The 16202-nt window shown below is 72.2% G+C and carries 12 protein-coding genes and 1 pseudogene; 5 read left to right on the top strand and 8 right to left on the bottom strand.

Annotated elements, in window-relative coordinates:
• Positions 1-129 precede the first annotated feature (129 nt).
• From QMK30_RS03120 to QMK30_RS03100, 5 genes are read right to left on the bottom strand one after another with little or no spacing between them, the layout of a single operon-like run.
• Positions 130-1395, bottom strand: a complete 1266-nt coding sequence (locus tag QMK30_RS03120; RefSeq protein WP_283515550.1) for a hypothetical protein — start codon at positions 1393-1395, stop codon at positions 130-132.
• On the bottom strand, positions 1392-2441 hold the full coding sequence (locus QMK30_RS03115) for a GlnX family signal transduction membrane protein (protein ID WP_283515549.1): 1050 nt from the start codon (positions 2439-2441) through the stop codon (positions 1392-1394). The genes QMK30_RS03120 and QMK30_RS03115 overlap by 4 nt, the downstream gene beginning before the upstream one ends.
• A complete protein-coding gene (locus QMK30_RS03110; protein WP_283515548.1) occupies positions 2438-3877 on the bottom strand; it encodes a vWA domain-containing protein in 1440 nt (479 codons plus the stop codon). Before QMK30_RS03110 ends, QMK30_RS03115 begins: the two co-directional genes overlap by 4 nt.
• Positions 3826-6222: a tetratricopeptide repeat protein gene (locus QMK30_RS03105; RefSeq protein WP_283515547.1), complete on the bottom strand. Its 2397-nt coding sequence runs from the start codon at positions 6220-6222 to the stop codon at positions 3826-3828. The genes QMK30_RS03110 and QMK30_RS03105 overlap by 52 nt, the downstream gene beginning before the upstream one ends.
• Positions 6219-7952, bottom strand: a complete 1734-nt coding sequence (locus QMK30_RS03100) for a trypsin-like peptidase domain-containing protein (RefSeq protein WP_283515546.1) — start codon at positions 7950-7952, stop codon at positions 6219-6221. The genes QMK30_RS03105 and QMK30_RS03100 overlap by 4 nt, the downstream gene beginning before the upstream one ends.
• A gap of 66 nt (positions 7953-8018) precedes the next feature.
• On the opposite strand from QMK30_RS03100, the gene QMK30_RS03095 reads away from it, so the two are divergent.
• Positions 8019-8363, top strand: coding sequence for a trypco2 family protein (locus QMK30_RS03095; protein WP_283515545.1), 345 nt, complete (start codon positions 8019-8021; stop codon positions 8361-8363).
• 377 nt (positions 8364-8740) lie between these two features.
• Here the strand turns inward: QMK30_RS03095 and QMK30_RS03090 are convergent.
• Positions 8741-9052 (bottom strand): annotated as a pseudogene (locus QMK30_RS03090) (MerR family transcriptional regulator); the annotation flags it as partial.
• A gap of 320 nt (positions 9053-9372) precedes the next feature.
• Here QMK30_RS03090 and QMK30_RS03085 point away from each other — a divergent pair.
• Positions 9373-10182 carry an adhesin gene (locus tag QMK30_RS03085; protein WP_349362034.1) on the top strand — a complete coding sequence of 270 codons (810 nt, stop codon included), beginning with the start codon at positions 9373-9375 and terminating at the stop codon, positions 10180-10182.
• A 269-nt stretch (positions 10183-10451) separates the two neighbouring features.
• On the opposite strand, the gene QMK30_RS03080 is transcribed toward QMK30_RS03085, so the two are convergent.
• Together QMK30_RS03080 and QMK30_RS03075 are read right to left on the bottom strand one after the other, a co-directional pair.
• The gene (locus QMK30_RS03080; protein WP_283515544.1) at positions 10452-10685 is read right to left on the bottom strand and encodes a MerR family transcriptional regulator; all 234 of its coding nucleotides are present in this window, start codon (positions 10683-10685) and stop codon (positions 10452-10454) included.
• Positions 10686-10912: 227 nt separating this feature from the next.
• Positions 10913-11569, bottom strand: coding sequence for a DUF1326 domain-containing protein (locus QMK30_RS03075; RefSeq protein WP_283515543.1), 657 nt, complete (start codon positions 11567-11569; stop codon positions 10913-10915).
• A 174-nt stretch (positions 11570-11743) separates the two neighbouring features.
• Here QMK30_RS03075 and QMK30_RS03070 point away from each other — a divergent pair, with 174 nt between their 5' ends.
• From QMK30_RS03070 to QMK30_RS03060, 3 genes are all read left to right on the top strand, one after another.
• Complete coding sequence (locus QMK30_RS03070; RefSeq protein ID WP_283515542.1) at positions 11744-12562, top strand: DUF2182 domain-containing protein; 819 nt, start codon at positions 11744-11746, stop codon at positions 12560-12562.
• Positions 12563-13237: 675 nt separating this feature from the next.
• Complete coding sequence (locus tag QMK30_RS03065; protein ID WP_283515541.1) at positions 13238-14395, top strand: tetratricopeptide repeat protein; 1158 nt, start codon at positions 13238-13240, stop codon at positions 14393-14395.
• Between the two features lie 65 nt (positions 14396-14460).
• Complete coding sequence (locus QMK30_RS03060) at positions 14461-16059, top strand: nickel transporter (RefSeq protein WP_349362033.1); 1599 nt, start codon at positions 14461-14463, stop codon at positions 16057-16059.
• Positions 16060-16202 lie beyond the last annotated feature (143 nt).

Here is a 16202-nt window from a genome sequence, read left to right as displayed (position 1 = left end):
TCGGGGCTGGGTGCCGCGCTTCGCCGCGTTGTCGTCAGTCCCCGACGCTCCGCGTCGACTCCCTCCTCCGCCTTGCGATACACGGCACCCAGCCCGGCTCCCTGATCCGACCTGATCCAAACAACACCCCTAGGGTGTGGCGCAGACCGAAGGGACGTATGGGGTCGCGCTCTTGTGCTGGCGGCCCCGCTCCAGTTCCAGCTGCTCCAGCAGGCTGCCCAGCGGCGACGCCCGGCCCCCGGGGGCGTTCAGGTACTCCAAGTACTCCAGTACCGCCCGGTGGAACGCCCCCACCAGATTCGGCGGCATCGCGTCCGACGCGTCCACGCACAGCCGGGTCGCCCCCCGCAGCGTCCGGTCGACCGCACGGTTGCCCCAGTCCTCGTGGTAGATCCCTGCGGAGACGGGGAAGAACGGCCGGTTGCGTTCGTCGACTTTCTCCGACCAGGCCGTACGGCCCTCCTCGCCGGTGAGGAAGGTGAGGAGCAGTCGCGCCCCCGCGCTGTCGCGGAACATCGCGGCCATGTCCCCGGCCACCTCGTACGCGCCGTTGTCGTTGGCGAGTTCCCCGACGGCGTCGGCGGTGGAGACGAAGCGGACCTCGGGGCCGTACAGGCGGCGGATGAAGCTGCCCTGGTGCTCGCGCGTGCAGCCGGCGGCGGGCGGTGGCTTCAGGAGGCCCTTGTCGTCCTTGGCCTCGAAGTTGTTGGCCAGCGCGGCCGCCGCCTGGCCGCGTCCGCCCGCGGTGATGATCCGGCCCCAGGTCTTCCAGGCGCGGCGTACCTCCGGGTCCTGCCAGGACAGTGCGCCGGTCGCCCAGTCCTCGTACACGCTGGGGCCCGACTGCTGGAGCAGGATGTCCTCGATCCAGTCGCTGCCGGGCCAGCCGGACGTCGCGCCCGAGCCCATGCCCAGGCACCACGCGCCCTTCCCGGCGGGACGCTCCGGGTAGTGCCACACGACGCTCTTGAGATCGATCTTGACCGGGGTCCAGTAGGTGTTCGTGCGGCCGTCGACGCGGAGCCCGGGGGACCAGGGTGCGGGGGAGCGTTCCCGTAACTCCTTCGGCAGGGGCACCAGTTCGCCGTCGTACGCGTACTCGGTGAGCTCGCCGAGGCTCGGCAGGATGGCGATGTCGGGCGGCGAATCGGCCTGCACCTGGGCGAGGAGTGTCTCGCGGCGCGAGGTGGTGCCCCGGTAGTCGACTTCGATGCTCTCCTTCGTCTCGAACCGATCGAGCACCTTTTTGAAGCTGGCCTCCTCGTCGCCCGTCCAGGGGCCGAGCACATTGATGGTGGGCGCGGACCCCTTCGTGCAGGCGGCGGACGACAGGCCGAGACCGGCCAGCAGGGACGCGGCGAGGGCGAGGCGCAGACAGCGCCCGGGACCGGTCATCGGCGGCCGCCTCCCGGCTTGCGCGGATACGTGTACTCGGCGAGATGGGACCGGAGCGTCCACAGGACGACCCCCGCCATCAATACGCCCGCGAGCGGAACGAACAGGGTGACCCGCGCCCACCCCCCGGCGTTCCCCCCGGACAGGGCCTCGCTCATGTCGCTCTCCACCTCGTCGATCGTGCCCTGCGCCACCGGACGCCCGGCGGGCTCCAACCGGGCCGCGACGCCGCGGACATCGGCCTGGCAGCCGTGCGCCTCCCAGGTGCCGTAGGCGAGCACCGGCAGCGCGGCCAGCAGCAGCGTCACCGCCGCCAGTGGGATGCTCAGCCGCAGCCGGAAGCGCCGCCGCAGGAAGAACTGGATGCCCACCAGCCGTACCCCGAGCAGCAGACAGCTCGCTACCGCGACCGGCCAGGTCAGCAGCGGCGCGGTACCCCACTCCTGCTGCCGGTCCAGCGCGGCGCTCTGCTTGCTCTGTAGGTCGGCGATCCGATTCAGCACGCCGGACGACTTCGCGTGCATCATCGTTGTCGCGTAACTGAGGTTCGCGCGGCTCAACTTCGGTTTGTCGTACTGCTTCCACGCTCCGTCGATCCGCTTGGCGTAGCCGTCGACGAGCCCGGACACGATGCGCAGCGACTGCCGGTCCCCGCGGTTCAGGGCGTTGGTGCGGTCCGCCAGGTCGAGGCTCTGGCGGGCCTCGGTGAGCAGGCTCGCGTACTCCTCACCGAAGCTCAGGATGTCGGGCTGCTCCGGGTGCTGCGTCAGGTACGCGAGGTGCTCGGCGGCCGTCGTGTGCGCCAGCCGCAGGAGGGTGTGGGCCCTGGCCAGTTCGACGATGGCGGGTCCGGTGCGGTCGCTGATCGCCGCGGTGTCGCGGTGCACCTCGTGATACGCGCTGAACAGCGCGGAGACGGCCACGGCGGTCAGGGCGAGCAGCCACACCAACTGGCGGCGCAGGTAGCCGGCGGTACTGACGCTGCCGACGCCGGTGGACGAGTGCCAGAACCGCCGGGCCGGCCGGCCGATGGACTGCCGGATCAACTGGGCTCCAGCGGCGGCTTGTCCGGCGGCAGAAGCGTGCTGTGGGCGCGCAGCACCATGGCCGAGTTGATGTCCAGAGGCCTGATGTCGGGGCGGATTTCCACCTCGCCGTGCTCCGCGTCGATGATCCGTACGACATCGGCGAGGCGTTGCAGCATGGGCTGGTTGCCCATGGCGTGTGCGCGGCGCACGGCCTCGCCCCACGCGCGGCGCGCGCGTGCCGGGTCACCTGCGCGGTGGGCGGCGCGGCCCTCTTCGAGGCCGCGGACGAGGGCGTCGTGGTGGGCGTAGTGCAGCACCTTGGGGTCGTACTGGCTGTAGAGGTCGTGGCGGCGCGTCCAGCGAACCAGGAGCGGCCGGGCGGGCGGCAGTTGGAGCCCCTCACCGGAGTCCCGGTCGCGCACCACCTTCACGTCGGCCAGCCACAGCGCCCGGTCGACGGGCTCGTCGGGTGTACGGGAGGCCGCGACGCACACCAGGTACTCGCGGGTCTCGTTGCGCCACGGCGGCGTACGGAACTCCAGGCACCGCTCGCCGGCCGCCGCGCCACCCGCGAGGAGGTCGCGGCGGGTGGGGTGGACCTGCTGGACGGTCAGCGGGGCGCTGCCCGCGCGGTGGGTGATCCGCAGCCGCAGGCCGGTGACGCGGCGGGCCGCCGACTCGGCGGTGACGGCCAGGAATTCGCCGGGGAGCGCGTCGAGATCGCGTACCGCGTCGGCCTTGCCGTCCAGGCTCTCGGACACCATCTGGAGCTCGTCCGGGTCCCAGTCCTCGCCGATGCCACGGGTGTCGCAGGTGAAAAGCCCTGCGCAAGCGACGAGTTCGGCCTCAAGTGTCTGATGTCTCTCGTGCTCGTTGCGGCCGTCGCTGAGCATCAGGGCGTGCCGGACCGCGGCCCCGGGCCCGTTGCCGAACAGTTCACGGGTGAGAGCGAGCCAGCTGCCGATGGCCGTGCCGCCGCCGGGCACCAGTCGGCCGACCGCGTCCCTGGCCTCCTGCCGGGTGGTGGCGTCGGCGCGCGCGAGCGTGGCGGGCCCCGCGGACTCCGGCGGGTACAGCAGCTCCGCGGTGTGGCGCCCGGCGACGATCGCGAAGTACGTACCGTCGGGCAGCGCGTCGACGGCCTCGGCCGCCGCGTCCTGGGCGGCCCAGAGCTTGTCGCGCGGATAGCCCATCGACGCCGAGCAGTCGAGAAGAAAGACCTCGGCCCTGGCCGGGGGCGCGGATGCCGGGACTGCTCCCGGGGTCGCCAAGGAGGCCCTGGGGGAGCCCACATGAGGGCCCTCCTCCCGGGGCTTCGCCGGCCCCACGGTCACCGTCACCACCGCGCACACGCGGGTGCCGCCCTCGGCGCCGCGGTCCGCCGACACGTCGGGCTGCTGGCTCACTTCGAGGGAGACAGCGCCCGGCGGATCTTCTGTGTCGTCCTGAGCCATGTGTGCTCCTTGTGCGTCCACCGCAGGGGGCGGATCTCATTGGCCAGATCGAGGAGTGCCCCGTGCGTCCTCGCGTCGTCGGCCTGCTCGGAGAGGGACCGGTACGACTCCTCCAGGCGTCTGCGCAGCCGGTCCTCGGTGAGTTGCCGGTCCTGTACCCGCTCTCTCAGCGCGGCGAGCCGCTGCTCCTGCCTTCGGCCGTCGTCGCCTTCGTCACCGCCGTCGCCCGGTTCGCAGAGCCAGTCGAGGACGACCTCCCGGATGTGTGTCTCCAGGCGCAGCACGGCGTGCCGGTCGGTCAGCCCCTCCTCCTCGTGCAGCCGCAGGACCTGGGCGAGTGCGGTGGTGATGGACTCCAGCGGCGGCGGGGTGTTCTCCGGTCCGCGCAGGCCCGCCGTGATGCGTACGATCGCGGTCCGCGCGGCGGTGCGGTGCCGCGAGTCCTTCGGAACGTGGCTGAGGATGGTCAGGGCCTCGTCCCGTTCGTCGCGGGCCAGGTGAATGCGGGCGAGGCCGAACGCGGCACTGCCCATCGAGTGGTTGCGCAGCCACACCGCCTCGTAGAAGCGCATCGCACGGTCCGTGTCGCCCAGTTGCTCGTGGCAGTAGCCGAGGGCGAGCTTGGGGCCGTACTCGCCGGGGAGCGCGCTGTAGACCGTGTCGAACTCGGTGCGGGCCTCGGCGACCCGGCTCGCGGCCAGGTGCAGCAGCCCGCTGTGCCAGTTGAGCCGCCAGTCATGACGGGCCATGGGGCCGAGCAGGGCGCCGGCGCGTTCGAGCTCGGCGCGGGCCGCTTCGCGGTGGCCGGAGCCGGGTGCGGATTCGGCGGGGGAGCCGGAGCGGGGTGCGGCTTCCGCCGGGGACACCGGCCGCCGCTGGGCCTGCTGCGGGTCCCGCTCGGCGCGGCGGGCGAGGTCGAGGTGCAAACGGCAGCGCAGTAGGTGCAGTTCGGCGGACGGCGTCCAGTCGGCGAGCAGTTGCAGCAGGCCCGGCGCGTCGTGCGCGGTCCGCGCCAGGGAGGGCGCGTGCGGATCGTCCGGATCCGTCTTGGGCACGGGCAGGCCCACCGCGACCTCGGCGGGCGGCGGCGGCGCCGCGGTCAGCGCGAGGCGGTGCGTGCCGTACGTCCAGGACCCCAGGGCGGGAGCCTCACCGAGCGTGCCGTCGAGCGCGGCCGGTCCCGGCTCGAACAGCAGGGACGGCTCGAAGGTCTCCTTGCCGAGCCGCAGTGAACGCAACTCGCGTATCACCCCGCGCAGTTGCACCGACATCTCGTCGGCCGTCGCGAACCTGGCCCTGGGATCGTCGGCCGTGGCCCGCCGCAACACCCTCTCCAGGGACTCCGCGCCGAGGCCGGGCGCGGGATGGTGGGCGGCGTCGGTCAGCTCCCGCAGGGTCATGCCGACGCTGTAGAGGTCGGACTGGGGGTGCGCCCGGCCGTCCGGGGGGACCTCCGGGCCCTTGTAGAAGTCCGTGTACGGGCCGGGCGCGCCGAACTCCCGCACTCCACCGACATCGATGATCTTGATGCCGTCCCCGCAGTGGATGACGTTGTCCGGCTTCATGTCGCCGTAGATCTTGTGCTCGTGCTCATGGAGATAGCCGAGCGCGTCCAGGATCCGGATCCCGTAACTCACCACGAACTCGTGCACCCGGGTCCCGGAGAACGGTGCCTCGTCGCGGGCGATGCGCTCCGCGATGCGGTGCAGCGCCATCCCGCCGGCGAACTCCATCACGATGTAGTCGGTGCCCGAGGGGCGGTGGGTCGCGTAGTTGATGACGCGGATGATGTCCTTGTGGTTCAGGTCGGTGAGGTGCCGCCGCTCGTGCAGCGCGACTTCGCGGGCCAGTTGGCTGTGCGGATTGCGCAGTCCCTTGAGTGCTACCGGGCGGTTGTAGAGCTGGGCGTCCTCGGCGAGGTAGACCCAGCCCAGGCCGCCGTGGGCGATGGGCCCGATCACCTGGTACTGGTCGGCGAGCACGTCGTCGGCGGACAGCTGGGGCCGCAGCGCGTACGGCGTACCGCAGCTGCAGTGGCCCTCGGTGGCCACGACGCCGATCAGCTCCTCACAGTCGGGGTTGCCGCAGCGCATGACGTGCGAGGAGGGCAGCTCGTCGACCGGCTCGACGAGCAGAGCCGGGTCGGGGACCTCGACGAGGGGCAGGTCCATAAGCCCGTCATCGGCGCCGGTCACAACGAACTGCTCTGCCCCCGAGGCCAGTTGAACGACTGGACCCGATCGGTCCTCCGCCCCCGCCTCCTCGTCGACGGGCAGGCCGGTGCGGTCGCAGAAGCCGGTCTCGGTGACCTGCCCGGGGCAGCCGGGGTGCGGACAGGACCTCACCGGGGTGCCTCCTCGGGGCTGCCGGGCAACTCCTCAAGTGCCGTACGGGCGGCCCGTACGAACCGGTCGACCGCCCCCTCGGCCTCCGCCGGTTCGCAGGGGCCGCCGGTCAGTAGCTGCTGCGCCTCCCGCTGTTCCCGCGCCACCGCCTCGGAGATTTGGTGGGCGGCGAGCCGGGCCCCGTACGCGTCGAGCAGGCCGCGCAGCTCCTGGTGGCGAGCGAGCTGCCGGGTGAGCGTGCGGTGGCCGGTCTCCGCCTCCAGCAGGGCGGCCTCCACGGTCCTTTCGACGTAACTCAGCTTGACGAGGAAGCTCGTGGCGCCACGCTCGGGGTCCGCCGCCAGCCGGACCGCCTTGAGCTCCAGGTCCGGTGCGTAGCGCGAGATCGAAGGCAGGGGGCGCACGCATGACTGTGCGCGCCTGCGCAGATCCCTGGCGAGTTCCTCGGTGCGGGTGAGCAGACCGATGCGCAGGCCTATCCGCTCCAGCCGACGCTCCGGGTGGTCGGGATCGAGGAGGAGCTCGCGGGTGCGGTCCAGGGCGGGGGAGTCGTGCCGCCGGAAGACCAGCAGCAGCCGCCCGCCGCGCCGGGCCAGCGTGTGCAGCAACTCGACGGTCTCCACCGGCCGCACGGCATCGTCCACACCCTCGATCACGGTGGTGAGCGGCAAGGCGTCGGCCGCTATGCGCTCCGGCACCGGCTGCGGCCCCGGCCCGTCCAGGCCCATGCCCTCCGCGATCTCCTCGGCGACCTGCGCCGGGGTTTTGCCGCGGACGTCGACGGCCAGATCGAGGCTGCCGGGGCGCGGCACCCCAACGTGGCCGTTGGGGACGGGCCCGGCGACCGAGGTGCGGGGGGAGCGCTCGCGGTCGGCGAGGGTGAGCGTGGTGTGCAGGGCGAGCGCCGCGTCCTTGTCGGCCTCCCGTACGAACGCGATCTCGACGGCGGCCATGGTGTCCTCGCCCGCCAGCCAACGGGTCAGCCAGCGCGCGAAGCCGCGGTCGGGACCGGGGGTGGCGGGGTCGGCGGTGAGCGTCGGCGGGACGACCTGGCGGCCGGTCGCATACCGGTCACGCACCAGCTGAAGGTGCTTGATGACCGTGGCGGTCGGGATCATGTATCCGTGCCGGTAGTGGGCGCCGTCCCGCTCGGAGTCGAGTTTGCTGACGACGATGCCGATGACGCGGCCGGTGCGGTTGTCGACGACTCCGGCGCCACTGAAGCGCCGCATCAGGGTGTCCGCCTCGACGACCGGGTCGATCTGCACCCATTCGTCACCGGGCCCACCGTTGCCCTTGATGAGCGCCTCGGACCACTTGCCGCCGGTGATGCGGGAGGGGTATCCGGCGAAGTGAACCCGGCGGTTCCAGATGGTCGGCAGCCGGTGGAGTGTGGTGGCCCGCGCGGCGGCCGGTGGGGGGCCGGCCAACCGCAGCAGGGCGAGATCACCGCTGTGGTCGTCGGCGCGGGGGACCCAGTGGAGCGGCTCTACGAGGGCCCGCAGCCCGGTCCCGACCGCGCCGCCGGTGCCCGGGAACTCCACGGTCACGGACGGCAGATGCTCGTCGGTCCCGGGAATCCGGATGACATGCGCGCAGGTCAGCACCAGTCCGTCACCGAGCAGCACCCCGGCCCCGAGTACCTGCTTGGCACAGTCGGCGCTCCGTAATCGAACACGCCAAGTTTCTTGATCAGTACGGAAGTTGGTCTCCGTGTGTGACTCCCCCATGCTGTACCAGCATAGTCGCCGTGGGTGACAATGGGGCCTCGGCGGCAGCGGGGGGATGTGGGCACGGTGAACACGAACGGCACTGCGGACACGGCGAACGGCACGGTGGCAGGCGCGGGTCTGGCCGATGTGATCAGCCAGGTACGGGCGGAGCTGGAGGAGGCCCAACGCCGCGGCAGCGCGAGCGGAATGCGCTTCCGGGTGCAGAAGGTGCACCTGGAATTCGCCGTCCAGGTGCGCCGCGAGGGCAGCGGAAAGGGCGGCCTGCGCATCGGCGTGGTCACCGCGGAGCTGGGCGCCACGGCCTCCAGGGACACCACCCACCGCATCCAGGTCGAGCTGGAACCCCGCGGCCCGGGCGGCGAGGGCCCGCTGGACATGGGCGGCCCGGGGAGGGGCGAGGGGGACTGAGGTACGCGGGAGAGGGGGGCGAGTAGTACCCGGCCGCTGGTGCAGCGCGATGCCCCTCGTGCCGCCCTCCCCTCGCCGGGGGCCAGTGCCGCGGCGGGTGACGTTCGCCCGTCAGGGAGCGGCGTCCGGTGCGGCGAGAGCGCCTGCCGGGCGTCGCTACGGGGCAAATGGTGCCTGGCGCGACACTGACGACCTCGGGGGCAATGGAGCGTGGATCGGCGAGCGGCGTCGCAGGACGCCGGGAGCCCGCGCGCTATTGCCCCCGAGGTCGTAAGGGCTGTCCCGCAATCCCTGGCGGGCGCACGATGACAGCTACGGCACCTCGCCGCGTTGTCGGAACAGCCGAATACGTCCAGTATGCGAATGCCCCTCCGCCCCCAGTACGCCGACACCTCGTCCGCGGCCTGGGGGCCCGGCAGTTCGACGACCGCGGCGATCCGCGCCAGCGGCATGTCGATCCGCCGCAGCAGGGCGACCAGCCGCGCCCGCTCCACCTGGTCCGCCCGGTACCAGCGGTAGCCGGTGTCCGCGTCGACGTGGGCCGGTGTCAGGAGGCCCAGTCGGTCGTACAGGCGCAGCGCTTTGGGCGAGAGGCGTGAGCGGGCCGCGAACGCGCCGATGGTCAAGAGTTTCGGCACGGTCGGGGTGGCCGGGGCGCTCGGCGTGTCCGGTGTGGTCGGCAGGTCCATGGCTCCATCCTTCGTCACCGGGCCGCTGGCTCGCGGCCCGACGCGGATGAGGCTGGGCCCTGCCTCTGGGGCAAGGTCAATCGTGTGGGTTCCCTGTCTCAGGGGGGTGGCCTCGTGCATAGTTGGTCCCTCTTGGCTTACTGGCCGACTGGTCAGGATGTCCGACTGGTCAGGATGATCGGGAAGTTCGGGAAGTGCGGCGCGAGAAGGTCTTCATGGTGTGCGAACGGTGCGGCGGTCACGGGGACGTGTTGCCGGGCATGGTCTGCCCGGACTGTGGGGCGGGTTCGGGGGGTGGGCGGCCGGCGGACGGGTGCTGGGTGGCCCGCGAGACGGCCTTCGGCCGGTTCTCCACCCTCATCCGGGTGCGAAAGGTGTGGGTGGTCACGGGAGTTGGGGTCGCGCTGGCCGTTCTGGTCGTGTCGGCGACGCTGTTGACCGACTCCGGCGGCGGCGGCGGTATGGACGGGCCCGTGGGCAACGCGGACGACGCGCCCGGCGGGGCGCCGACCCGGATCGGCCCGACCGGGCAGGAGCCCGTCGACCCGCCCCGGACCCCACCCCCCACATCCCGGCCCCCGAAGGCCCCCGCCAAGCCGCCGCCGCCCGCGCGCAGCCCGTCGTTCACGGCGTGGGCGGGACCCGGTTGCCCCGGTGGAAGCTACCGCGAGTTCGGGCGCTTCGAGAACGGCATCGCGGCCTGGTACACCGTCAAGTCCGGTGGTTCGAGGTCCGGTTCGTGCGACGGGCGCTTCAGCGCCGTCCCCATGTCCGGCGCCCCGGACAAGGACCGCGGCGGCAGCGCCGTCTGGTCCTGGCAGGTCGGCAAGGGCTTCGAGAAATGCGCGCTCGCGGTGTTCGTCCCCAAGAGCGGCCGCGACAACGATGTCGCCGGCAACCCCACGTTCTACCGGGTGCTCGCCGACCCCAACGAGGAGAAGTCCTCGTACGCGGCGTTCGCCGTGCGCCAAACCGTACATCGCGGCAGCCTGGTGCAGGTCGGGAGTTACGCGGTCAAGGGCGGGCGCATCGCGATTCAGCTGATCGACCGCGGGCGGGACTGGGGAGACGCGACGCTGGTGGGGGCGCATCATGCGGCGGCTCAGATGAAGTTGACGTGCCGGGAGTGAGGAGCGGGGAGCAGTCCGCACCGGCAACGTCCGGTGGGGCAGCCTCGACCGTGCGGACGGCACTTCGGTTCGCGTTCCCCAGTGGGATTCTGGAACGCAGGGACGCGGGTGGGTTCGTGAGAACGGCTGCCGGGAGGGGCAGTGGAAGCAGCGCTGGGCAGGGTCGCTGGGTCGCGTCCCGGGACGGCGTATGAGGTACGCGAAGGCCGGGGCCGGAGCGGGCATGGGGCGAAGGCCGGGTTCGGAGCGGGGCTTTCGGGGGCAGGCGCTCAGCCGTGGGCGCCGCGCAGTTCGGCCTCCAGTACGGCGACCCGTGCGCGCAGGGTCAGTACGTGCCGGACGCCGACCAGGGTGACGCCCTCGTCGATGAGATCGACCGCCTCGGCCACCCGGTCGATCTCCCGCCGGGAGTAACGCCGTTGCCCGCCGACCGAGCGCGTCGGATTCCTGCCCGGTACTGCTTGCCCGTGCCGCGTGGTGCTGTTCTGCCTGGTCAGCGCCACATGGCAGGAGGCTCGGTCCTGTTGATGTCGGCTTCTGCTTCGCCGTCCGCTCACGCATCGCTCACGCGAGTCGGCCCGGGGGCGAGCCCCCGAACGGGGCCTGCGACGAGCCGCCGCCGTACCGCTCGCGGGAGTCCATCGAGGGCTGCCCGTCAGGATGGCGCAGGGACGCCGCCGACCGCGTGGACAGCCCCTCGCGCTTCACCCACCGCCCGTGCGACCGGTCCTCAGGCCGGGCCGCCCTGCCAGTCGAAGGTGATGTGCTTGCTTGACTGGCCTTCTCGGCTCCACTGGAATCCGAACGCGTCGGCCTGGTCGGCCGTCGCCCGGCCCCAGGTGGCGAGTTGGCCCGGGCCCGTTTCGGAGCCCGGCAGGTTGGTTGTCTGGACGCGTGCGCCGTCCGGGGTCGTCGGGCCGGTGAGGGCTTCCGCCCTCGCCTCGACGCGGCCTGGAATCCTGACCGCCCAGGACGCGAGGTCGTCGGCCACATCGAACTCGATCGGGGCGAACTCCATGCCCCGCATCTCCGCGCCGAACATCTCACCGAACTCGGCGGGCCAGCCGCCGGCTTCACCGCCGAAAATCATCTGCAACGCCTCGCGCTGCCGGTCGTCGGCACGTTCGTCGACGAAGACCGCCGCATATGCGTCGGAGTGCTCGGCCCAGGCGTTGCCCACGAAGGAACCGAGCATCAGGACGTTGAGACCGTCAAGTGGGACGTCACCGTATCGGCCCTCGCGTATGTGCCAGGCGAGGACGCCGTCGCAGTCGCCGAACGTGGGCAGCTGTGCGAACGAGCACGGACACGGCACACTGCACTTGCAGGTGTCGAACCAGTCCCCCTTGGCGTGCCACTTCGGCATGACCGCTGTCGCTTCGGACATCACCGCACCTCCTCACGGCCCCGCGCCCGGACGGGCGGCCGAGAGGCGTTCTGCGGCCACGAGGAAGCGCCCGGTCGCGCGGGCCTTCTCCCTCCATCGTCCACCCTCTGCGCTACGGACACCAGGCGGAACCTGCCGCCCTGTGCTGTCCTGGGAACGGGAGGCAGGAACGCCATGCGCGACCGTCGAATCTCCACCTCACCCCCGCTGCGCCCCGGGAACCTACTGCCGCCACGCGTCCTGGGCGTCGCCTGGGGCCTGATGGCGGTGATCGCCCTCCTCACGTGGCTGGTGACGATCGGGCAGGCCCGGGGCATGGGTGTCGAACCGGGCACGATGGGCATGAGCCTGCCACTCTTCCTGGCGCTCTGGCTGGCCATGATGATCGCCATGATGCTGCCGTCCGTGGCCCCGGTGGCCATCACCTGGGTACGCGGCATCAGCCGCCAGTCCGCAGGCGCGGTCCGAGTCGGCCGGATCGCTCAGTTCACCGGCGGCTACCTGCTCGCCTGGACGGCCTTCGGGCTCCTCGTGTACGCGGCCCTGGGGGTGACCGGCCGCCTGGTGGACGACCACGCCACTGCCGCGCGCTGGATCGGCGCGGGCGCGTTCCTGCTCGCCGGGCTGTACGAACTCGGCCCCCTGAAGCACATCTGCCTGCGCCACTGCCGCAGCCCCATGGGCCAGCTCCTCCGCTACGCGAGCTTCCGCCCCTGGGCCCGCGACCTGCGCGTCGGAGCCCACCATGGCCTCTTCTGCGTCGGCTGCTGCTGGGGCCTCATGCTGGTCCTCGTCCCGCTCGGCGTCATGAACATCGTGGCGATGGCCGCCCTGGCAGTCGTGATCTTCGCCGAGAAACTCTGGCGCTGGGGCCCGCGCCTCTCCACAGCGGTCGGCCTCGCGCTCATCGTCCTCGCCGCCCTGGCGCCGTTCGAGCCCTGGCTGTTGCCAGGGCTCGAACACTCCGGCGCCCCAATGGAACCGATGGGCTGACCCGGACGGGACGTCCGCCGTGGCGACCGGCGGGCGGCGCGCATTCCCCGGAGGTGAGGGATCGCGACGTACGTTCGGGGGACGGCAAAGACCCCCCAACGGCGCCCGAATCCGAGGTGGGCAGGGATACACACTCCGCCCGAGAGGATCGTTGTGCAACCGCGAGAGTGCTGATCAGTGGGGTCGCCGACCGTTCTGCGGCGGGATGGATTCCAGCGCCCGCTCGACATCGCGAATGAATGGCTCCGCGGACCTGAATCAGGAGCCGGTCGAGGATGGCTGTGGTCAGCACCCCGTCGCCGAAGATCCGGTCTGGTGCGACCGGATGGCCGAGTCCGACGAGCAGAGTCGCCCCACGCATGGTGTCCTCGGCGTTGCAGGGCAGACCGCCCCCCTGGTCGTACTCGCACCGTCCGCGCACCGTACTCGCACCGTCCGCGCACCGTGCGCGCGACGTGATCGCCAGCGCCTTGTACTCGTTCGAGGAGGACCGTGCCCCAGCAGGAGGTCGTCGATCCACCCAGACCGCGCACCGGCCGCAGATGGCTGTGTGGGGCGGGCATCGCCCTGGTTCTGGGAGTAACCCTGTTCGCTGCGGGATCGGTCGGGCTGCCTCCTCCTGATGGAGATAACGCGTCGGTGAAGGGGGCGCAGGCGGGTTCGCCGAGGGGGTCCGTGGCCGCGCTGCGTGAGGAGCTGCGCCGGGTGCCGCGGAACTACGTCGGCTGGGCCGAGCTGGGGATGGCGTCCGTACAGGAGGGCCGGACCACGGCGGATCCCGCTGCGTACGCGAGGGCCGAGTCAGCGCTTCGCAGGTCGTTGAAGGTGCAGCCGCGCGACAACCATCAGGCCGAGACGGGTATGGGGGCACTGGCCGCCGCCCGGCACGATTTCACGACGGCTCTGGCCTGGGGACGCCGGGCAGCGGCGACCAACCCGTCGAACGCCGCGGCTCAGGGAGTTCTCGCCGACGCCTATACGCAGCTGGGGCGGTACGAGGAGTCCTACCGTGCCGTGCAGCGCATGACGGATCTGCGGCCCGGCGTCTCCTCCCTCGCCCGTGCCTCCTACACCTGGGAGCTGCGCGGCGACATCCCGCAGGCGCGGACGCTCATGAAACGCGCCCTGGACTACGCCGCGACGCCTGCGGACCGGGCCTTCGCCCGCCTCCATCTCGCCACCCTCGCGCAGGAGGCGGGCGACGCACGCACCGCGCTGCGGGAGGCGGAGGACGGTCTGCGGGCCGCTCCGGGGGACGCGCCGCTGCTGGAGGCGAGGGCCCGTGCGCATGCGGTGCTCGGCCACGACCGGCAAGCCGTCGCCGACTACGCGGCGGCCATCGCGGTCGTCCCGCTGCAGCAGTACCTCCTGGGTCTGGGCGAGCTTCAGGAGTCTCTGGGGAAGACCCGCGAGGCCCGCGCGCAGTACGACGTACTGCGCGCGCACGAGCAGGTGCGCCGGACCGCCGGAGAGCCGGCCGACGTGGACGCGATCCTCTTCGAGGCCGACCACGGCGATCGCGGGCGGGCCGTCACCATGGGCCGTTCAGCCGTCGAGGACCGGCCCTTCATCGCCGTACAGGATGCCTGCGCCTGGGCGTTGCACCGGGCGGGGCGGAACGCCCAGGCGCTGGCGTACGCGGACCGCGCCCTGGGGCTGGGGACGCGCAGCGCGCTCTTCCACTACCACCGGGCGATGATCCGCCTCGCCCTGGACGAGCGGGCGGCGGCCCGCGAGGACCTCGTGCGTGCCCTGGCCATCGACCCGCGCTTCCACCCTCTGCACGCCCCGCGCGCCCGTGCCGCGCTCGACCGAATCGATGCCGCCCGATGAACGTCGCACCCCGCCGCGCCCTCCGCACAGGGGCGATGCTGGCCCTCGCATTCACGGTGAGTGCGGTGAGCGCGCCCACCGCTGCCGCGCACCCGCTGGGCAACTTCACGGTCAATCACCACACCGGTCTCACCCTTCGTCCGGACCAGGTCGAGGCGCGGCTGGTCGTCGACCGGGCCGAGATCGCCGCCGCCCAGGAACGCCCCGGCGTCGACCGCGACGGCCGGGGCGGCGTGGACGCGGCCGAGGCCCGCGCCTACGCGCGGAAAGCCTGTACGGCGGCGGCGGGCGGGCTGCGGGTGACCACTGACGGCTCAGCGCTCCACTTCAGTGTTCGCAGCTCCGCCTTCTCCTACCATCCCGGCGAGGCGGGACTGGAGACCAGTCGTCTCCAGTGCACGCTCACCGGCCCGGCGGATCTGCGGCAACCGTCCCATGTGAGGGTGCGGACCGCGTACGGAAGCGACCGGATCGGCTGGCAGGAGATCACCGCGCGAGGGCGGGGCGTCACACTCGATGCCGGCAACGTGCCTGCTGTGTCGGCCACCGACGAACTCCGCCGCTATCCGACCGACCCGCTGGCGGCCCCTCTTGATCAGCGCGCCGCCTCCCTTCGCACCGAGCCGGGCGGGTCCGGCGGCGCGTCGGTCAATTCCGAGGGCCTGCCCGGCGCGGGAACGGTCCCCGGTCCCGTCACTGCCGCGCTGAGCAAGGTGTCCGGCGTGTTCGACTCGCTCGTCGGTACGCGCGAACTCACCATCCCCGTGGGGGCGCTGGCGCTGTTGCTGGCCATCGTCCTGGGGGCCTCGCACGCGGCGCTGCCCGGCCACGGCAAGACCATCATGGCCGCCTACCTCGCGGGCCGCCGTGGCACGCCACGGGACGCGGTGGCCGTCGGCGCGACGGTCACCCTCACCCATACCGCCGGCGTGCTCGTACTGGGCCTTGTGCTCCCGGTCGCCACGACGCTCGCCGGCGAAACGGTGCTGACCCGGCTCGGGCTGGTCAGCGGCCTGCTCGTGACGGGCATCGGTCTGTGGCTGCTGCGGTCCGCGATCCGGGGCAGGCCCACGCACGGCCACCACCATCACCACAGCCACAGCCACAGCCACAGCCACAGCCGTGGGCATGGGCATCGTCACGCCCCCGAGGACGGCCATCGTCCGCCGCCACCCACGGGCCCCTCCGCGGCCCCGGCAGCTGCCGACACGTCGCCCGTCGCCGTACTGGCCTCCGTTCAGACCCGGCCGCACACCCACACGCACGACCGCCACAGTCACCCGCACGGAGAGGGCCACTCGCACGTGCCTGCCCGCCCTGCCACCGCTACACGCGGCGGTCTCATCGGCATGGGCATCGCGGGCGGACTCGTGCCCAGCCCTTCCGCGCTGGTCGTTCTGCTCGGCGCGGTCGCGCTGGGCCGGACCGCCTTCGGCGTGCTGCTCGTCCTCGGCTATGGACTCGGTATGGCCGGCACGCTCACCTTGGCCGGTCTTCTGCTCGTCCGGCTCCGCGACCGCATCGACCGCAGTACGCGCGCTTCCGCGGCCACCCGCTGGAAACGGCTGCGGAAGCTGGCTCGCTGGGGTCCGGTAGCGACGTCTACGCTCGTGCTGCTGGTCGGCGTCGGGCTGGTCCTGCGAGCGATGGCAGGGCCCTGGTGAACCGGTCCGGGCGAAGGCCGGGACGGTCGGGGCCCACATCCTGGCCCCTCCTTGTGCGACTCCCCGCGACGGGCGCGAGCCCGGAAGGGCGCGGCGGTATGAGGCGGATGTCGGTCGGGTACGGATAAGGGTCCTTCAGGGAT

It is taken from the genome of Streptomyces sp. H27-C3 (assembly GCF_030063415.1).
Taxonomy (GTDB): domain Bacteria; phylum Actinomycetota; class Actinomycetes; order Streptomycetales; family Streptomycetaceae; genus Streptomyces.
Note: the sequence above shows the minus strand (reverse complement) of the source record. Positions and strands in the feature narration are given on the sequence as shown.

Excerpts from the sequence above, each read along its gene's own strand:
- QMK30_RS03120 (WP_283515550.1), bottom strand. The coding sequence starts at position 1,395 with ATGACCGGTCCCGGGCGCTGTCTGCGCCTCGCCCTCGCCGCGTCCCTG.
- QMK30_RS03110 (WP_283515548.1), bottom strand. The coding sequence starts at position 3,877 with ATGGCTCAGGACGACACAGAAGATCCGCCGGGCGCTGTCTCCCTCGAA.
- QMK30_RS03100 (WP_283515546.1), bottom strand. The coding sequence starts at position 7,952 with ATGGGGGAGTCACACACGGAGACCAACTTCCGTACTGATCAAGAAACT.
- QMK30_RS03075 (WP_283515543.1), bottom strand. The coding sequence starts at position 11,569 with ATGTCCGAAGCGACAGCGGTCATGCCGAAGTGGCACGCCAAGGGGGAC.
- QMK30_RS03070 (WP_283515542.1), top strand. The coding sequence starts at position 11,744 with ATGCGCGACCGTCGAATCTCCACCTCACCCCCGCTGCGCCCCGGGAAC.